At 68.9% G+C, this 17,246-nt stretch carries 14 protein-coding genes; all 14 read right to left on the reverse strand.

What is annotated here, in order from left to right; all coding sequences use genetic code 11:
• Positions 1-77: 77 nt before the first annotated feature.
• Positions 78-5,039 (reverse strand): cell envelope integrity protein TolA, encoded by a 4,962-nt coding sequence (locus ACXJLH_RS21375; RefSeq protein WP_457446092.1) that lies wholly within the window; start codon positions 5,037-5,039, stop codon positions 78-80.
• Between the two features lie 271 nt (positions 5,040-5,310).
• Positions 5,311-6,342, reverse strand: a complete 1,032-nt coding sequence (locus tag ACXJLH_RS21380; protein ID WP_457446093.1) for an EscU/YscU/HrcU family type III secretion system export apparatus switch protein — start codon at positions 6,340-6,342, stop codon at positions 5,311-5,313.
• Positions 6,335-7,129, reverse strand: a complete 795-nt coding sequence (gene sctT, locus ACXJLH_RS21385; protein ID WP_457446095.1) for a type III secretion system export apparatus subunit SctT — start codon at positions 7,127-7,129, stop codon at positions 6,335-6,337. The genes ACXJLH_RS21380 and sctT overlap by 8 nt, the downstream gene beginning before the upstream one ends.
• Positions 7,129-7,614 (reverse strand): serine kinase, encoded by a 486-nt coding sequence (locus ACXJLH_RS21390; protein ID WP_457446097.1) that lies wholly within the window; start codon positions 7,612-7,614, stop codon positions 7,129-7,131. The genes sctT and ACXJLH_RS21390 overlap by 1 nt, the downstream gene beginning before the upstream one ends.
• Position 7,615: 1 nt before the next feature.
• Positions 7,616-8,944: a type III secretion system ATPase SctN gene (gene sctN / locus ACXJLH_RS21395; RefSeq protein ID WP_457446098.1), complete on the reverse strand. Its 1,329-nt coding sequence runs from the start codon at positions 8,942-8,944 to the stop codon at positions 7,616-7,618.
• Entirely contained in the window at positions 8,944-9,579 is a 636-nt protein-coding gene (sctL, locus tag ACXJLH_RS21400; protein WP_457446100.1) for a type III secretion system stator protein SctL, read from the reverse strand. The genes sctN and sctL overlap by 1 nt, the downstream gene beginning before the upstream one ends.
• Complete coding sequence (locus tag ACXJLH_RS21405; RefSeq protein ID WP_457446102.1) at positions 9,561-10,265, reverse strand: SctK family type III secretion system sorting platform protein; 705 nt, start codon at positions 10,263-10,265, stop codon at positions 9,561-9,563. The genes sctL and ACXJLH_RS21405 overlap by 19 nt, the downstream gene beginning before the upstream one ends.
• Positions 10,265-11,038 carry a type III secretion system inner membrane ring lipoprotein SctJ gene (gene sctJ / locus ACXJLH_RS21410; protein WP_457446104.1) on the reverse strand — a complete coding sequence of 258 codons (774 nt, stop codon included), beginning with the start codon at positions 11,036-11,038 and terminating at the stop codon, positions 10,265-10,267. The genes ACXJLH_RS21405 and sctJ overlap by 1 nt, the downstream gene beginning before the upstream one ends.
• The gene (locus ACXJLH_RS21415; RefSeq protein WP_457321805.1) at positions 11,031-11,420 is read right to left on the reverse strand and encodes a hypothetical protein; all 390 of its coding nucleotides are present in this window, start codon (positions 11,418-11,420) and stop codon (positions 11,031-11,033) included. The genes sctJ and ACXJLH_RS21415 overlap by 8 nt, the downstream gene beginning before the upstream one ends.
• A gap of 103 nt (positions 11,421-11,523) precedes the next feature.
• A complete protein-coding gene (locus tag ACXJLH_RS21420) occupies positions 11,524-11,718 on the reverse strand; it encodes a hypothetical protein (RefSeq protein WP_056193332.1) in 195 nt (64 codons plus the stop codon).
• Between the two features lie 111 nt (positions 11,719-11,829).
• Positions 11,830-12,963, reverse strand: a complete 1,134-nt coding sequence (locus ACXJLH_RS21425; RefSeq protein ID WP_457446106.1) for an FHA domain-containing protein — start codon at positions 12,961-12,963, stop codon at positions 11,830-11,832.
• A complete protein-coding gene (gene sctC / locus ACXJLH_RS21430) occupies positions 12,960-14,684 on the reverse strand; it encodes a type III secretion system outer membrane ring subunit SctC (protein WP_457446108.1) in 1,725 nt (574 codons plus the stop codon). Before sctC ends, ACXJLH_RS21425 begins: the two co-directional genes overlap by 4 nt.
• A complete protein-coding gene (gene sctS / locus ACXJLH_RS21435; protein ID WP_457355492.1) occupies positions 14,684-14,950 on the reverse strand; it encodes a type III secretion system export apparatus subunit SctS in 267 nt (88 codons plus the stop codon). Before sctS ends, sctC begins: the two co-directional genes overlap by 1 nt.
• A 73-nt stretch (positions 14,951-15,023) precedes the next feature.
• Positions 15,024-17,138, reverse strand: coding sequence for a type III secretion system export apparatus subunit SctV (sctV, locus tag ACXJLH_RS21440; protein ID WP_457446110.1), 2,115 nt, complete (start codon positions 17,136-17,138; stop codon positions 15,024-15,026).
• Positions 17,139-17,246: the final 108 nt, after the last annotated feature.

Raw genomic sequence — 17,246 nt, forward strand, 5'->3', positions numbered from 1 at the left:
GGCGGCCCGCACGGGGCCGTTGCGCCGACGGCTGAACGCGGTGGCGCAACGCCGTGCCGAAGCGGCACGGGTGCACATCACGCCTTCGGTGCGTGATACCCATCGGGAAGCACCAGCACATCGCCCACTTCGATGTAGTTGGGGTTCTGGCCGCCGCGCGCGTTGATGGGGCGCTTGTCGCTTTCCATGCGGTCGTTGAGCCACAGGTTGTGGCCATAGATCCACTCCACGACCTTGGGATCATTGCCGGCGATGCTCCAGACGCTCTCGTCCGCCTTCACGGTGTAGGTGTTGCCGCGTGCGGTCTTCGACGTGTCCACCGGTGCGGGCGGCGTGTCATCGGGCTTGGGCAGGGGCGGCGGCGCCATGCCATGCGCCTGCAGCCAGTTCTTCAAGCCCTCACCCCCACGGGCAGACAGCCGGATGTTGACGTCGGCCATGCAATGGATCTCGCGCGACTTCGGGTTGTAGTCGATGAAGTAGTGCGCCTTGTTGGGGTCGTTGACCTTGGCGGCGCCGGGTGCGGCCGCGATGTCCTTGTCGTAGACCCAGCTGCCACCGCGGTAGTAGGTCTGCGTCATCGGATCCTCGAAGCGCTTCTTGCTGCCGTTGTAGGCCACACTCGAATAGGACAGGTCCACCTTGGTCGGGTCCTCGGGCAGGGCCAGGAAGGCCTCGTAGTGCTCCGGCGCCTGCTTGTCGGTGTCGTATTCGGACGCCTGGCGTACCTGCTCCAGCCGACCCGTGCGCTGCAGCTCGTTGACCCAGTCCACGAACTTGTCGGGGTCGCCCTTGGCATCGCTGTAGGCATCCAGCAGCCCCTCGGCCAGCGACTCGCCGCTGAGCCAACGGTTGAAGTTGGCCTTCAGCAGGTCGCGGTCGGCAAGATTGTCAGCAGCGCCGGGCGACATGCCGGCGGCGGAGAGGAAGTCTCGATCCACCGATTCCAGCTGCTTGTGGATCTTCTGCTCATTGCCGTACCAGTTGACCAGGTCGGTCGCCGTCCAGGCCATGGTGGCCAGCCAACCTGCAGGGCCGGCCTCCATGAAGGGGAGCTTCTTGGCCATGAACTTGCCGACAGCCTCGTAGATGTTCGCCGGCGTCATCACCGCCTTCAAGCCGAAACGGCCGAGCGCGTACTTGTTGACGGCGCCCTCGATAGCCAGCTGCGCCGCCTTGATCGGCCCATCGCGCGTCACAGCCGCGCCACCCTGTGCGGCGATCCGCTTGGCCTCCTCGGTGGTGACCAGCGGGTCCTTCAGCAGGTTCCAGGCCCCCTTGAACTCGAGCGTCGAGATCGCAACGTCGTTGGACAGGTTGACGGTGGCGGTCCAGAAGTTGCGCTGGTCCACCGGCTTGCCGTCGACGAAGTTGTTGATCTCGCTGTTCACCCGGCTCGCGTCCCACACCGCAGCGTCGGCATGCAGCAGGCCGAAGAAGCCGATGGACTTCCATTCGGCGGTGCGGGTGAACTCGCTGCCGCGCTCGATCGTGCTGAGGCTCGGCAGGCCCCTGGTGTCGTTGAGAACCCTCTGCATGCTCGGCGGCAATGCCTGCGCGCCCTTGTGCGCCAGCGCGGCGCCGGCCTCGAGCACCTTGATGCCCGCGAAGCCCCCCACCAGCCCCAGCAGCACCGGCTTGCGCCAGGACTCGCTCGAGTCGAACTTGAGGTTGTGATAGAGGTAGTCCGTGAACCACAGCTGCGTGACGCCCACCGCGCCCCAGCTCGCTGCCGCCGCCGGGCCATGGTTGCCCAGCCGCCCATAGCCAGCACCGTAGACCCCCTTGAGCTTGTTGTTCTCGATGGCGTTCTCGGCAAAGTCGCCGGTCCACTGCAGGTACAGGTTCACCGGCACCACCCCTGCAGCCGCAGGCGGTGTGATGCCGGCGTCGCGCATCCAGTTCAGCGACGAATGCACCGCCTGCTCCTTGATGCGGGTCGAGGCGGCATCGCTGCCCATCAGCATGGTCTTGGTGTAGTCGTCGTCCAGCAGCGCCTTGCGCTTGTCGTCCACCTGGCTGTAGCCGTCCTGCTTGCCCAGCCTGTCGTCCTGGCCATAGAAGGTGACCATCTCGGTGTCGCGCAGCAGCTGGTAGCCGCGCGCGTCCAGGGTGCGCTTGCCGTCCTCGAAGGCCTTGGCGAAGTCGGGGTGCTGCTTGATCACGGCCTGCAGCGCTTTCTGCTGCTGCTCCTCGGTCATCAGCTTGCCGAAGCGCAGCTGCGGCACTTCAAGCGCGGCCATGTCCTTGTGCTTGTCTTCGAACAGCTGGCGCGAGTTTTTCTTCAGGTCGTCCAAGCCCTTGGCGGTGCTTTGCAGGGTTTCCTTCGCGAGGTCGACCTCATGCCCGCCGGCCGGGCCCCAATCCATCTTGAACTGGAAGTCTTTTTCCTGCCTGGCCGTCTCCAGAGCCAGCGTCGCCCCTGAACCGTTGGCGATGGCGCGCTGGAAGCCGCCATTGAGACGCCCCTGCTGCGGCCCCCAGTTCTCGACGATGTTCATCGTGAAGGACTGCCCGGCAGACTCGACAGCCTTCTGCACTTCGTCGGATTCCCAGGCCATCACCGGCTTGCCGTCCGCGCTGTTGCCAGTCGGATGCGAGCCGGCCGCGGCGCGGTCGATGACCGTGCTGACACCGCCGATGATCTCGTCGAAGTCCTTCAGGCCGTAGCCCATCAGCATGTCGTTGTCCATGCCGCGGAAGGACTTGAAATCCTCAGGCGTGCCGTCGATCGTCATCAGCTCCGCGGAGTGGTCGCCATGCAGCGAGACGTCGTCGATCACCTTGTCCAGGGTGCCGTTCCCGTCCGGACCGAAGAGCTTGTTGACGATGCGCGCCGTGATCTCGGGCGTGAGTTCGGGATGCTTGGCCGGGTCGGTCAGCTCCATCAACTTGCGCGTGGCCGCCGTGGCGGGCGCCGCATAGTTCTTGTCCCGCCGGTAGGTGTCCCCGTACTCGTCCTTGTAGTCCTTGACGCCCTTGTCGTAGGCGTCGGTGACGGCCTGGGCCGATTCGTTCACATAGCTGTCGACGAGCTTCTTCACGCCCGGGTCCGACATCACCAGCTCGCGGATCTGCAGGCTGGTGTCGGCCGGCATCGCCTTGCCGAGGGCGAGCATCTGGTTGGTCGTGCCGCTGGCGCTCTCGGTGTGGCTGATGATGCGCGCCGCTGCGGCCATGCGGGTCAGGTCTTCGTCACCCAGGTAGCGGTCGACCAGGCCCATCGCGGCATCGTCGATCGCCTTGTCGCGCGCGGCGCCGTCCGGCTCCCCGGCGGTGGCCAACGAGATCTCGTGCCCCAGGGTCTCCATCACGGCATTGCGCTTGGTCTCGTAGTCAGCCAGGGCCGTCTTGTAGGCGCCCTCGTCGGTGTGGCCGGTCGCGTTGAGCTGCGCCTGCAGCGTCGTGACCTGGTCGGTCGCGCGGTGGAACTCGTAGAGCTTGTTGCCGGTGTCGCGCTGCTGGGCGTTCTCGGTCTTGACCGTCTTCAATGCAGCGTCGACCACCATCTGCGCCTCGGGGTCGTCGCGGAAGCGCTTGGCGATCTCGTGCGCCGCATCCTCGGTGGCCACCGCGTTCTTCGCGTCGGCCTTGTAGGTCTGGCGCAGCTCCGCCGCGATGGCCTGCTCGCTCTTGGCGCGTTCCCGGATCGTCAGGTTGGCGGCGCTGCGGTAGGCCTGGGCCGCCTTCTCGTAGTCCTCGCTGCCGGGCTTGTACTTGGCGAGCTCCGCTTCCTTCTTGCGCGCGTCCAGCAGCAGCTCGTGGGACAGGTCGATCTCGTCGTCCGTGTAGGTCTTCATCGCCGCCAGGTCGGTGGGCGACGCACCTGCCACGCCCGCCGGCTCCGGCACGCCAGCGATCAGCCGCACCGTGGAGGCCAGCGCGTCGGGCGGCGCCGCCAGCACCGAGCCCGCCGGCGCGTTCTGCGGCGATTGCAAGGCAAACAGCACCGCGTCGTGCAGCGCTCCCTTGCCGACGTTGTGCGCGCGCAGGGCATCGCCGAACAGGTCGAGCCCGTCGGCACCACCGCCTGGCTTGGCTGGTGCGGCGAGGTGATCCAGCAACGTGCGCGCGAGTTGCCGCGCCTGCGCCGGGTCGCCGGCGGCATCGGCCGCCGTGGCCAGGTCGTCGACCAACGCGTGGTACTCCGCCTTGTCGTCGATGCCCGTGGTCTTGCCGGCCTGGCCGTCGGCCTGCAGGTCGGTGTGGCGCGCCTCCTGGCCCGCCGTCTCGGCAAGCTTGCTGACCACCGGCTGGGCCTTGGCCATCAGCTGCTTGCGCTGCTCGGGGCTCAGGCTCGTGTCCCCCATCGCCTGCGCGAGCTGTTGGGCAGCGGTGGCGGCGCCCGACTGGGCGTAGACGTCCCGGATCTGCTGGGCATAACCGTCGACGTCATGCTTGGCGACCGGCACGCCCTGCATGGGCTGCAGGAACGGTGGCGGGTTGCTGCCCAGGGGTGGCTTTGACTGCAAGGGCTCCAGCCCGGGCGACAGCGGGTTGTTGCCACCGAGCGGAGGCGTGGCGCGCAGCGGCCCCAGTCCGTTGATGAAGGGCGAACCGCTGTTGAAGAGGGGCGCGGCTGCCAATGGATCGTAGAAGGCGTAGGTCGCCCTGGCCTTGTCGACCTGCTTCTGCGCTTCCTGGGTGGCGGCCGACGGCGCGGCCGGCGCGCGGTTGTCCTGCGCGTCCTTCAGCCTGGCCTTGGCGAGGCCGTGCTCCTTCTCCTTGAACACGGCCTGGGCTTCGGCCTTGAGCGCATCGGCTTGCTTGGCCTTGTGTTCGTCCTTCAGCTTCGCGGCCTTCTCCTGGTCCTGTTGGGCCCGGGTCTGCTCCGCCTTGGCTTGCGCTTCCTCGGCAGCCTTGCGTGCGGCTTCGGCCTGGCGCTTGGCTTCTTCGGCGCGGCGACGGGCTTCCTCGGCGCGGCGACGCGCTTCTTCGGCAGCGCGGCGTGCAGCCTCCTCGGCGCGGCGACGCGCTTCTTCGGCCTGTGCGGCGTCGTCCCGGCCGACGAAAGAACTGGACCCTACGGCGTCAAGCATTCACTCTCTCCTTGTCTATGGCGGATGGGCCTGATGTGCATTCCTGCCCGGCGATCAACAGTAGTTGCAGGGGTGTCGCCCTCGCAACTACGAGTCCACGTAGCGCGGGCCTGCTAACGCTATGGCAATGGGCCTTCCCGAAGGGTTGTCGCCAAAAAGGCCGCGTGCGGCGTTGCCAATGCTCGCCGGGTGCCCAACCCGGCTCCGCTTTGCGCCTTGCTCGCGGCCTTTTTGGCGACAACGCGACCCATTGCCATAGCGTTAACAGGCCCTAGTTATCCCCCTGGGCCCACTGCAGCAGCCGGGCCACCGGCGCATACAGCGAGCGCGGGATGGGGCGGTCCTGCGGCACCTCGTCGTACAGCAGCTCGGCCAGTTGCGGGTCGAAGGCCATCGGAATCAGCGCCTCGCTGGCCACGCGGCGAATCTGTGCGGCCAGCTCGGCCTCGCCGCGCACCAGCACGCGCGGCAGGTCGTGCTCGCCGAGGTACTGCAGGGCCACCGCCACGCGCTGCGAATGGATGACGGCCGAGGCCATGCGCACGCGGTCCGCCAGACTCGCGTACACGGCCTCGAAGTGGGCGCTGCGCCGGCGCGAACGGTTCAGCGGGTCGCCCTCGGCGTCCTTGTGCTCGCGCCTCACCTCGTCGATGGACATGCGCAGGCCCTTGATGAACTCGTAGCGCGTGTGCGCGTAGTCCACGCCCGCCATCAGTGCATAGACGAGCCCCGCCCAGGCGAAGCTCTGCAGCACGAGGCTGGCGCCGACGCTCATCGCGGCCGACGGCGTCGCATAGCCGAGCTTCAGCGCGGTATCGAGGCAACCGCGGATCACCAGCCACATCACCGATGCGAGCAGCGCCGTCTTGACCATCATCTTCAGCAGGTTGATGAGGTTGCGCGTCGAGAAGATCTTCTGGAAACCCTGTGCCGGGTTGAGCCGGTTCACGTCAGGCTTGATGCGCTCCCAGGCCAGCAGCCCCCCCACCTGCGCGAACGAACCGACGAAGCCGCCCGCCGCCGCCATCGCGCCCAGGCCCAGCATCGTGGCCACCAGCACGCGCCCGGCGTGCAGCAGCAGCGCCGGCACGCCGTCGTCCGGTGCGATGAACAGGCGCTCGCTGGTGGCGTGCAGCCACAACTCGCGCCACAGGCCGAAGATCGTGGCGCCGGCCAGCCACAAGGCCAGCACGGCGAACAGGAAGACGGCGCTGGACGCCACGTCGTGGCTGAACACCACCTCGCCCCGCTTGCGTGCGTCGCGCAGCTTCTTGGACGTCGGAGCCTGATCCTTCTCAGCCACTGCGGGGCCTCATGGAAGAGCGCAGGAACTCGAGCACGCCGTTGTCGGGCCGCAGGAACTGCTGCAGGGAATCCCACAGCACATACATGAACATCATCATCATCAGCGCGGCCAGCAGGCCCTTGAGCGACTGCGTGCTCTGGAACACATTGAGCTGCGGCGCCACGCGCTGCAGCAGGCCGGCGCCCAGCTCCACCAGCATCAGCACCAGGATGACCGGCGCGGCCAGCTTGACGATCCAGGTGAAGAGGGTGTCGCCCTGGCGGATGGCGAAGGCCTCGATCACGCGGCTCAGGTCCGGAAAGAAATCGGCCACCGGCCACAGCCGGTAGGAGTCCACCACCGCGCCCACCAGCGCCAGCATGCCGCCCGCCGACACGAAGAGGTTGATGACGACCCAGCCGAGGAATTCGCCTGTGGGGCCGTTGTCATGCCCCGCGACGGGGTCGAAGAAGGCGGCGTTGCCGCTGCCGGTCTGGAAGTCGATCAGGTCACCCACGCTCTGGATGGCCCAGAAGAAGATGCCGAAGCCCAGGCCCAGCATCACGCCGATCAGCGCCTCCTTGGCGGCGATGGCGACCCACATCGTCGCCGACAGCGCCGGCATCACGCCCGCCAGCGGCGACATGAACAGCGCCAGCATCAGCATCAGCGAATTGCGCGACATGCCGGTGATGACGTTGGGCGACAGGAAAGGCGTGACAGCGAACACGGCGAACAGCCGCGGCATGGTCAGCGCGATGGAAGCGAGCAGCTGCTCGGGATGGAGGAAGGCGGACTCGTCCATCAGGCCCGCCGCGCCGCCGACCACATCTGCACCGACGCTTCCTCGGTCGCCTCGTCCTGCCGGCGCTCCTGCTGCGCACGTTGCTCGGCCTGGGCGCGCTGCTGCATCTGCCTGGCCTTCTCCAGCTCGGCGCTGGCGCGGCGCAGCTGCGCGCGGCTCGCGTCGAGCAGCCCTGCAGCCTGCGCCACCACGACCTGCGCCTGTACGGCGGCCGCACCGGCCGTCACGATGCGCCTGTCGAGCGCGCGGCTCCAGGCTCCCGCCTGGCGCATCTGCGCCACGCTGCAGCCGCCCTCGCCCACGGCCACCACAGTGGACTGCCAGTGCTGCGCCTTGGCCTGGTGCTGCTGCAGCCATTGCTGCTCGGCCTCTTGCGCCCTCGCCTCGCAGGCCTGCAGCGCCCGCTGGTCACGCCCCACCACCTGCAGCGCGCTGCGCTGGTGGCGCTCGCGCACGTCGGCCAGCAGCTTCCAGGCGATGGCCATGTCACACGCCCTCGGCGAGCCGCCGCAGCGCCGCCAGTGTCTGCTCGAAGGCTTGGCGGTCGCCGGGCTTCTGCGCGAGGAACTGCTGCGTCGCCGCCCGGCGCTGCACCGCCAGGTCGGCCAGCGCTTCGGCGCCCTGGCGGTACTCGCCGATCTGGATCAGCAGCTCCAGCTCCTGGTACTTGGCCATCAGGGAGCGCAGGCGCCCGGCCGCCTGCGCATGCTCGGGCGACGCCACGGCCGACATCACGCGGCTCACGCTGGCCAGCACATCGATGGCGGGGTAGTGGTTGGCCGCGGCGAGCTTGCGCGACAGCACGATGTGGCCGTCCAGGATGGAGCGAACCTCCTCGGCGATGGGGTCACTGTCGTCCTCGCCCTCGGTCAGTACCGAATACACGGCGGTGATGGAGCCGCGCTCGCCCTGCCCCGCGCGCTCCAGCAGTTGCGGCAGCATCGAGAAGATCGACGGCGGGTAGCTGCGCCGCGTGGGCGGCTCGCCGCTGGCCAGGCCGATCTCGCGCTGGGCGCGCGCAAAGCGCGTCAGCGAGTCCACCAGCAGCAGCACCTTCTGCCCCTGGTCGCGGAAATGCTCGGCGATGGTGGTGGCCACATAGGCCGACTTGATGCGCTCCATCGGCGGCCGGTCGGAGGTGGACACCACCATCACCGTGCGGGCCATGCCTTCGGCGCCAAGGCTGTTCTCGATGAACTCCTTCACCTCGCGGCCACGCTCGCCGATCAGCGCCACCACGTTGACGTCGGCCGTGGAGCCGCGCGCCAGCATGCCCAGCAGCGTGCTCTTGCCCACGCCGGGCGGCGAAAACACGCCCACGCGCTGGCCCTCACCCAGCGTCAGCAGGCCGTCGATGGCACGGATGCCGGTGACCAGCGGCTCAGCCACCATGCGGCGTGCCAGCGGGTTCACCGGTGCGCGCTGGACCGGCATGCGCGCCATTGCCTTCAGCGGGCCCTTGCCGTCCATGGGCTCGCCCATCGCGTCGAGCACCCGGCCGAGCAAGCCCGGCCCGACGGGGCAGACATGGCCACGGCCTGAAGGCACCACCTCGGTCAGCGCGGAGATGCCGGTGGTCGGCCCCAGCGGCGTCAGGATGGCCACCTGCTTCTGGAAGCCCACCACCTCCGCCAGCAGCGGCGGCTCGCCCGGCGTGCGCAGCTCGCAGAGTTCGCCCACATGAGCCTGGATGCCGGTAGCGTCGATCAGCATGCCCACCGCCTTGCTGACGCGGCCGCGCACGCCCACGGTGGGCAGGTGGCCGAAGGCGCGCGACAGGTCGTCGACGATGCTTTGCGTGGCCAGCTCGTCCATCAGCCCTGCTCCGTGGGCTGCAGCAACCCGCTGCGCTCCACCGCGGCGCGAAACGCGTCGAGCTGCGCATCAACACCGATCTGCAGCGTGCCCGAGGGCGTCTGCAGCACGCAGGCCTGGGCCGGCAGGGCCGGGTCGGCCACCACGGCCAGCGCCTGGGCCCAGGGCAGCTCGCCACCGAGCTGCCGCAGCGCCGTGCGCACGTGCTCCTCCTGCGCAGGCGCCACGCGCAGCATGACGAAGGGCTCGTGGCGTACCAAGGTGTCGACGCGGCGCAGCGCAGTCTCCAGCAGCGCCGCCGGATCGGCCTCGCCCAGGAACTGCCGCACGGCCTGGGCGACGATCTGCGCCATCGCCGCGCGCAGTGCCTGCAGCTGGCGCTGTGCGGCCAGGGCCTCGCCCACCAGCTGCTGGGCGTACTCGGCGCGCGCCGCCTCCAGCCCCTGCTCATGGCCCTGGCGGCGGCTGTCCTCGGCCTGCTGCCGGGCCTGCTGCTCGATGCGACGTGCCTCCTGCCGCGCGGCCTCCACCACGGCCGAGGCGTCCAGCAGCGCGGCGTACTCGGCCTCCTTCAGCACCTTGCGCTCGCTGAGCAGTTGGAGGTTGTCGGTCGTGATCAGAAAAGCCAGTCCCATTGCGGCAGTCTTTCCGGGACGATGCACAGCAGCATCAGCTCCCTGAGTTGTTCGAGCTGGCGCGGCTGCAGCGGTGGCACGCGCAAGCGGCTCACGCGCTGCGGCAACTTGAGCCGGATGCGCTGCAGCACCGCAGCCCCCTCGGGCAGCAGCGCGCCCGTCAGCAGCCGGTAGCCGCGCTGCACCATCACATGGCCGGCCGCATGAGGGTGCTCTTGCAGCCGCTGCATGTCGACGCGGATGTGGGTGAGTTGCGGTACGCGGTCGAGCACGAAGTCGACCGCGTCGTCGGCCACGCGCAGCGCCTGGCGCCGCACCTGCTGACCCAGGCCACCCCGCAGGCCGAACAGCGGCTTGTGCGCCGCGAAGCCACAGTAGATGGCCAGCAGCCGCAGCGAGGTGGCGTCCATCAGGTCCACGCGCTTGAGCTGGGAATCGAACTGCAGGTCCACGGTCTCGTCGGCCAGGCCGCGGGCGCGCAGCAGTTGGCCAAGCACGGCGCGGCCGGCAGGCCCGAAGCGCGAGGTGCTGCGGTGGCGCACCGGCCAATCGGGCGGCAGCCAGCTGGGGTGCAGCCCCTCCTCGGGGTGCAAGCCCTGGCGCAGCGCCAGGCGCAGCATGTCGAGCGGGCCATGCTCGGCTGCCGGCGGTGGAACCGCTTCGACGGAGGGCTGCAAGGTTCGCATCAGCGCTTCAACAGCTGGCGCCGCGCCCAGGTGCGCCAGTCAAGACCCTGGCGGCGCAGCAGGCCAGGCAGCGCGATCAGGCAGGCCACTGCGGCCAGCAGCAGCACAGCGAGCGTGATCATGGTGCGGTCAAACGACAGGCCGGCCACCTCATAGCGCGGTGGCGTGTCGACGGCGGCCAGCGCCGCACCGCCGGGCCGCTTGGCCTCCACCAGCGACAGCGAGACCTGGTCGTGCGACAGGCCCTCGATGCTGTGCGCCACCATGTCCTTGACGGTGGGCGCCAGCAGCCGCAGGTCCACGTCCGCACGGTATTTGATGAAGACCGCGGCCGACGAGGGCTTGAGCTTGTCGCTCAGCGGGTCGTTGGCCGGGATCACCACATGCACGCGGGCAGCCACCACGCCGTCGATGGTGCGCAGCGTCTGCGACAGCTCCTGCGACACCGCATAGATGTAGCGCATGCGTTCTTCCGACGGCGTGGACACCAGGCCCTGCTTCTGGAAGACGTCGCCGATGCTGGCGTAGCGGTCGTGCGGCAGGCCCTGCGATCGCAGCACATCCAGGGCCGCGGGCAGGCGGCTTTCCTCGACCTTGAGCTGCCAGAGGCCGCCCTCGGCAGCCTCCTTCTCGGCGGGGATGCTCTCCGAGGTCAGGGCGGCCAGCATCTCGTTGGCCTCACGCTCGTTGAGGTTGGAATACAGGTCGACCTTGCAGGCGGCCAGTGCGAGGCACACGACCAGGGCCGCGGCGGTGCAAAGTTGCCTAGCCATTGTTCTTCAGCAACGAGTTGAACTGGTTGCTGCAGGCGCTGGCCAGGGCCGTGCACATATGCATCTTGCTGAAGTAGGTCATGGAGTCGTTGCTGAACCTGACGATCTCCATCTGCGCGCGGCCGAATTCGACGGCAGCGGTCTGCGGGTCGCCCAGGTCGGCCGCCGGCACCATGCGGTGGGCCATCAGCTCGCTGGCCCCGGGGCGCTGGCCGAAGAACTGGTCGGCAGCGCTGGACAGCGATTGCAGCGAGCCGGTGCCGCCGCTTGAGGGGCGAACCATGTAGCCGGCGAATTGCTTCGCCTCTGCCGGATCGATCGCGGCCGGCGCCGTGGCGCTGGCCTGGACCGCAACGGCCATGGCATCAACGGGTTGGACCATGATGACCTCGCTGGGGTGAAAGGTATGAATGAGAAATGCCGCCCCGGCGCCGGGGCAGAGATGAAATGCCGCCCCGGGCCCGGGGCGGCGAGACGCGGGAAGGTCAGACCTTCTGCGACTGCTGGCGAACGTCGCTGGCCGCCTGCAGGACCGTGTTGGTCTGCTGGGCGTTGGCCGACGTGATGGCCGCGGTGCGCTGGGCGCTCTGCGACGTCACGGTGCTGAAGATGGTCAGCTGCTTGTTCTGTTCCAGGATTGCCTTGCTGTCCAGTCCGGACTCGGGTGCGGCTACGGCCATGGTTTGACTCCTAACGTCAAAGGTTGATGACATGACAAAAATCGCCCCCGTCCTCGTGGACGGAGGCATTCCGCACGAAGGCCAGGCCTCCGGTGCGAAATCCTGTGGTGCTCATCGCGCGCCCTCCCTGCCTGGTGACACCACCAGGCCATCGGCCTCGATGCGCTTGAGTTCGGCGCCCGACTTGAGCACCGCCCCCTCGTAGTAGCGGTTGCCATTGGCGAGCTGGATGTAGCTCATGCCACTGGCGTCCTGCGTGATGCTGACCATGCGCGACGGCAGCACGCTCTGCCACGCGTCCCACTGCGCGCGCTGCTGCTCGCCCGCGCGGTCGACCTGCGGCCTGGGCCGCAGCTTCACCTGGTCGGACACCAGCACCGCGGGATGCAGGTCGTCGGCCAGGCGACGGATCTTCTGGCGCACCGATTCGTCCTCGGTCGCGCCGGCCACCACCAGCCGGCCCTGGCCCGCGTAGCTCATCGAGATGCCGGGGTCGCTCACGTAGCGGCGCGCCTGCTCGACGATGTCCTCGGCCGCGTGCACGCTGGTGCTGACCTGCCGGCCAAAAGGCGCCATGGTCTCGGCCAGTGCCTGCTTGCGCTGGCGCGATTCGACGTAGCCGCGCACGTTGAAGCGGCCACCAGCCACCGCGACCACTTCGACCTCGGGGAAGGGCTTCAGCGCCTTCTCCACCTCGGCCAGGTCGACCGTGGCGGCGCGGGTCGAGCTGCCCGCACTGCCGGCCCAGGCCAGCACGCCGGCCGCCCCGCCGACCGCCAGCACCACCACCGCCACGCTCAGCCAGGGCGAGCCACGGCGCGCGGGCGCCTGCAGCAGGGCGGCGGGCGGCGCGTCGCCGGGCATGATGCTTTCGGCCCACTCGGACGCCGGGTCGTCGTGCTCGGGCGCGGGATAGCTGCGGTCGACCTGGAAGTCGATGCTGCCGACCGACACCACGTCGCCCGCCACCACGCCCTTGCGCTGGGCCTGCACGTCCTGGCCGTTAAGCCTCACGGCGGCCGCGCCGACCTTCTGCAGCGACATCGCCAGTTCGCCCACCGTGAACACCAGGTGGCGCGGCAGCACGTCGCTGCCGGGCAGCATGACCTCGCACTCGCCCGAAGCGCCCAGCGTGTTGACGCCAGGCTTGAGCGCAATGGTGCGGCCCTTGACCGCGCCACTGAGGAAGCGCAGGCACCAGCCCGGCACGGCGGCCGTGGTGGTGGTGTGGGCCCGCGCGTTCATTGCGTAGGCTCCAGTTGCACCGGCAGCGAAGGTTTGCTGCCGGGCGTGACGAGGCGCGGCGTCAGCAGATAGAAGCGCTCCATGTTGTTCTGCTTCTTCTCGCTGTACTGGAACAGCTTGCCCAGCACCGGGATGCTGGACAGCAGCGGCACGCCCGAGGTCGCGTTGGCCTTCTCCTCCGAGGTGTAGCCGGCGATCAGCAGGCTCGTGCCTTCGTCCACCAGCGCCTGGGTGTTGACGGTGCGCCGCCGCACGACCGGGATGCGGTCGACGGTAGTGCTGCTGACGTCGCCGTCCTCGATGTCGATGGACATCAGCACGCCGCGGCCTTCCTTGTCGTCGACGATCAGCGGCGTCACGCGCACCGCGGTGCCGGCCGTGACGCTGTACAGGCTCGAATCCTGGAAACCGTCGACCCGCACATAGAACTCGCTGAGGTTCTCCAGCACCGCCTCGTTGTTGTCCAGCGTCAGCACCTTGGGCCGCGCGATGAAGTTGGCATTGCCCTTCTGGGCCAGCGCGCTGACGCGGGTCAGCAGGTAGTTGCGCAGGTCGTTGCCGATGGAGGCGGTGAACAGCGCGCCCAACGGCGTGCTGGGGTTGCCCTGCGGGTTGACGGTGACGACCTGGCCGGCCTCGGAGCTGGCGTTGCCGAAGGTCAGCGGCGGCAGGTTGCCGCGGCCGATCTGCAGGTCGCCGTGGCGGGCGTGCAGCCGCCAGTCCACGCCCAGGCTGTCCAGCGTGTTGGTGCTGATGTCCATGATCGTGACCTCGATCTCGATCAGGCGCGGCCTCACGTCCATGGTCTGGATCAGCTTCTCGTAGCGCGCCATGCGCTCGGGCGTGTCGCGCACCAGCACCGCATTGAGCCGCGTGTCGGGCTGGAACTGCGGCAGTTCGCCGCTGGAGAACTCGGGGCCACCGCCGTCACCATCATCCTCGGTCGCGCTGCTGCCCTCGCTGGACAGCTTGGCCACGCCGGCGTCGGCGCTGACGCCGAGCTTGGTGCGCCGCACCGGCCCGGTCACGGCCGAGGGTGCCGCTGCGCGCGCCGCCCCGGTGCGGCCATACAGATTGCGCAGCACGGTCGCCACGCCAGGAATGGACACCTGCTTGCCGGCGCGGTTGATCTTGAAGTCGGCGGCCCAGGCATAGCGCAGCGGGAACACCTGCACCTCGGCACGGTCGTCGCGTGCCGCACGCTGGTCGATCAGCCGCACGGTCTGGCGCACCAGCTCCACATAGCGCTTGGGACCCGAGACGTAGACGTTGCCATCCGCCTCGCTGATCTGCAGCGGATAGCGGGCGTCGGCGATCTTGAGCCGGGCCAGCGTGTCGGCGATGCGCTGCGCGTTCTTGCCGGCGATGGTGAACACCTCGCTGCGCGTGTCGGCGGCCGGATCGACGAACAGGAAAGCGCCGTCGTAATACCAGGTCAACCCGTTGGCCGCGCAGATATTGCTCAGCACCATCTGCACCGCACCGGGCTGGCTGCCGGTGATGACGAAGCGGCCGCTGATGGTGCCGCCGACCTTGCCGTCGATGACCGCCGTGACGCCCTGCGACGCCGCCAGCTCGCGCAGGAAGTCGCCTACCGGCTTCTCGTTGGCTTCCATGCGGAAGGGCCGGCCGTTGCGCGGCAGGTCGGCCGCCCTGGCGGGGCTGGCCAGCAATGCCGCGACCAGGCCGGCGCAAAACAGGAGGTAGACGAAGCGCAGCATCAGCTCAGCGAAGTCAGGGTTTGGAAAGCGCGCTCGGCGAAGCGCAGCACATCGCGGCCGAGCCAGCCGGCCGTCACCACGAGGGCGATCAGCACTGCAATCAGGCGCACCGATTGGCCGATGCTCTGGTCCTGGATCTGCGTGACCGCCTGCAGCACGGCCACGACCAGCGAGGTCAGCGTGGACACCAGCACCATGGGCAGCGAGACCATCAGCACGATCAGCAGTCCTTCGCGCGTGATGTCGAGGATGCTCTGAGGGGTCATTGGTGCACCCTTCGGCCTGCGGCCTGTCCCGCCGAGCGGGAGCGAACTTGCTTGGGGCGGCCCGGCGCGGCGTTCATGCCGCCTCCGCGATCGGGGTGAGGGCCTGGGGCTGCGGGTTGCTGACCCAGCCCACCGGCTGCAGTGCGACGTCCTCGTCGACCTCCTGGTAGGACAGCACTGCCAGCTGGGGTGCCACCGGCTCGATCAGCGTCTTGATGTAGCGCCGCGTGTCGGATGACACGATGGCCACCACGCGCTGCTGGGCGCCACCGAGGATGCGGCGCACCTGTTCGCGCACGTCCTGCGCCACCGCGGGATCGAGCAGCAGCAGGTTGCCGCGCGGCGAGCGCTCGATGGCGGCCTGCACGCGGTCGATCAGGCTGGACTCGAACAGGATGGCGTGCAACTCGCGCCGCGCGCCGACGTGGCGGCTGGTGATGAAGCGGCCGAGATCGATGCGCACCAGCTCCGTCAACGCGACGACGTCGGGCTCGGTGGGCGCCCAGATCGCCAGGCTCTCGAAGATGGCATGCAGGTTGCGGATGGGCACGTTCTCCTGCAGCAGCCGGCGCAGCACCTCGGCCAGGCGTTGCAACGGAACGGCGCGTGCCACTTCCGCCGCCAGCTCGGGCACCTCGCGCTGTGCCGCGTGCAGCAAGCGCTGCACCTCCTGCAGGCCGATCAGCTGGGCGATGTGGCGGCGCACCGCATGGTCCACATGCAGGCCCAGCACGTCTTCGCAGGTCCAGGCGCGGACCGCTGTCGGAGCGGCATCGACCCACACGACCCGCGGGAACGGACCGAAGGGCTCCGCCACCTCGGCACCCGCCGGCGGCGTGGCGGCCTCGGCCGCGTCGAGCAGCCAGCTGCCCGGCCGCAGCGTGCCTTGCGAGACCACCACGTCCTGCACCAGCACCTGGTACTGGTTCTCGCCCAGGCCGCTGCCCCAGCCGACCTGCACGCGCGGGAACACCGGCCCCAGGTCGCTCTCGACGCGGGCCTTGGCCGCGGCCATGCGCAAGTCCAGCGCGGGACGGTCCAGGCGCCCGCGCAGGCCGGTGGACAGGCGCAGCTCCAGCGGTGCGGCGATGGCGCCCTGCACCACCTCGCCACCATCGTCGTCCGCGTCGCTATAGGACATCCAGGCCGGCGTGCGGCGGCTGTCGAGCAGCCGGCGCGTCAGCAGGCCGGCCCCCAGCACCACCAACGCCAGCGTGCCGAAGACCCACTTGGGAAAACCGGGCACCAGCAGGAAGCTGGCGGTGGCCAGGCCCGCGATCACCAGCGCGCGGGGATGGGCCATCAACTGGCGAGCGATCTGGCTGGCCAATTGATCGCTGTGCGGCTCGCCGTCGGCCGACACGCGGGTGATGACCACGCCCGAGGCGATGGACACCAGCAGCGACGGGATCTGCGACACCATGCCGTCGCCCACGGTGAGGATGGCGTAGCGCTGCAGCGCGCCGCCGATGCTCATGTCGTGCATCAGCGTGCCGATGGCCAGGCCGGCGAGGATGTTGACCAGGGCGATGACGATGCCGGCGATGGCGTCGCCCTTGACGAACTTCATCGCGCCGTCCATCGCGCCGTGCAGCGAGCACTCCTGCTCCAGCTGCTGGCGGCGCTTTTGCGCCTGCACCGACGACAGCACGCCGGCGCGCACGTCGGCGTCGATGCTCATCTGCTTACCGGGCATGGCGTCCAGCGCGAAACGCGCCGCCACCTCGGCCACCCGCTCCGAGCCCTTGGCGACGACGATGAACTGCACGATGGCGATGATCAGGAAGACCACGCCACCGACCACGACGTTGTTGCCGACGATCAGCTTGCCAAAGGTGTCGATGATGTGACCCGCATTGGCGTGCAGCAGGATGAGCTTGGTCGATGCGATGTTCAGCGCCAGCCGGAACAGCGTCGTGAACAGCAGCAGCGACGGGAAGGTGGACAGCGACAGCGCCGACGGCACATACATCGCCACGATGAGCAGGGTCAGGCTCATCGAAAGGTTGGCGGCGATCAGAAAATCCAGCAGCGGCGTCGGCAACGGCAGCACGAACAGCGCGACGATGGCCACCAGCATGCCGGCCAGCAGCAGGTCGTTGTGGCGGCCCGCGCTGGCGATCAGGTCCTTCATGCCGCTGCGTCGCGGCAGGTGTCTTTGCAGTGCGTTCGGTGCGGGGTCGGCCATGCGAAGCACTCTATGGCGTGACTTTTTTACGCACCACTACGAGTCCCCGTAGCGCCCCGCCGCAGCGCGCGGTGCTACGAATTCACGTAGTTCCTCCCAGCCCCGTGG

It is taken from the genome of Roseateles sp. P5_E4 (assembly GCF_054049255.1).

Coding starts and splice junctions, on each gene's coding strand:
- ACXJLH_RS21375 (WP_457446092.1), bottom strand. CDS start 5,039: ATGCTTGACGCCGTAGGGTCCAGTTCTTTCGTCGGCCGGGACGACGCC.
- sctT (WP_457446095.1), bottom strand. CDS start 7,129: ATGGACGAGTCCGCCTTCCTCCATCCCGAGCAGCTGCTCGCTTCCATC.
- ACXJLH_RS21390 (WP_457446097.1), bottom strand. CDS start 7,614: ATGGCCATCGCCTGGAAGCTGCTGGCCGACGTGCGCGAGCGCCACCAG.
- sctN (WP_457446098.1), bottom strand. CDS start 8,944: ATGGACGAGCTGGCCACGCAAAGCATCGTCGACGACCTGTCGCGCGCC.
- sctL (WP_457446100.1), bottom strand. CDS start 9,579: ATGGGACTGGCTTTTCTGATCACGACCGACAACCTCCAACTGCTCAGC.
- ACXJLH_RS21405 (WP_457446102.1), bottom strand. CDS start 10,265: ATGCGAACCTTGCAGCCCTCCGTCGAAGCGGTTCCACCGCCGGCAGCC.
- sctJ (WP_457446104.1), bottom strand. CDS start 11,038: ATGGCTAGGCAACTTTGCACCGCCGCGGCCCTGGTCGTGTGCCTCGCA.
- ACXJLH_RS21415 (WP_457321805.1), bottom strand. CDS start 11,420: ATGGTCCAACCCGTTGATGCCATGGCCGTTGCGGTCCAGGCCAGCGCC.
- ACXJLH_RS21420 (WP_056193332.1), bottom strand. CDS start 11,718: ATGGCCGTAGCCGCACCCGAGTCCGGACTGGACAGCAAGGCAATCCTG.
- ACXJLH_RS21425 (WP_457446106.1), bottom strand. CDS start 12,963: ATGAACGCGCGGGCCCACACCACCACCACGGCCGCCGTGCCGGGCTGG.
- sctC (WP_457446108.1), bottom strand. CDS start 14,684: ATGCTGCGCTTCGTCTACCTCCTGTTTTGCGCCGGCCTGGTCGCGGCA.
- sctS (WP_457355492.1), bottom strand. CDS start 14,950: ATGACCCCTCAGAGCATCCTCGACATCACGCGCGAAGGACTGCTGATC.
- sctV (WP_457446110.1), bottom strand. CDS start 17,138: ATGGCCGACCCCGCACCGAACGCACTGCAAAGACACCTGCCGCGACGC.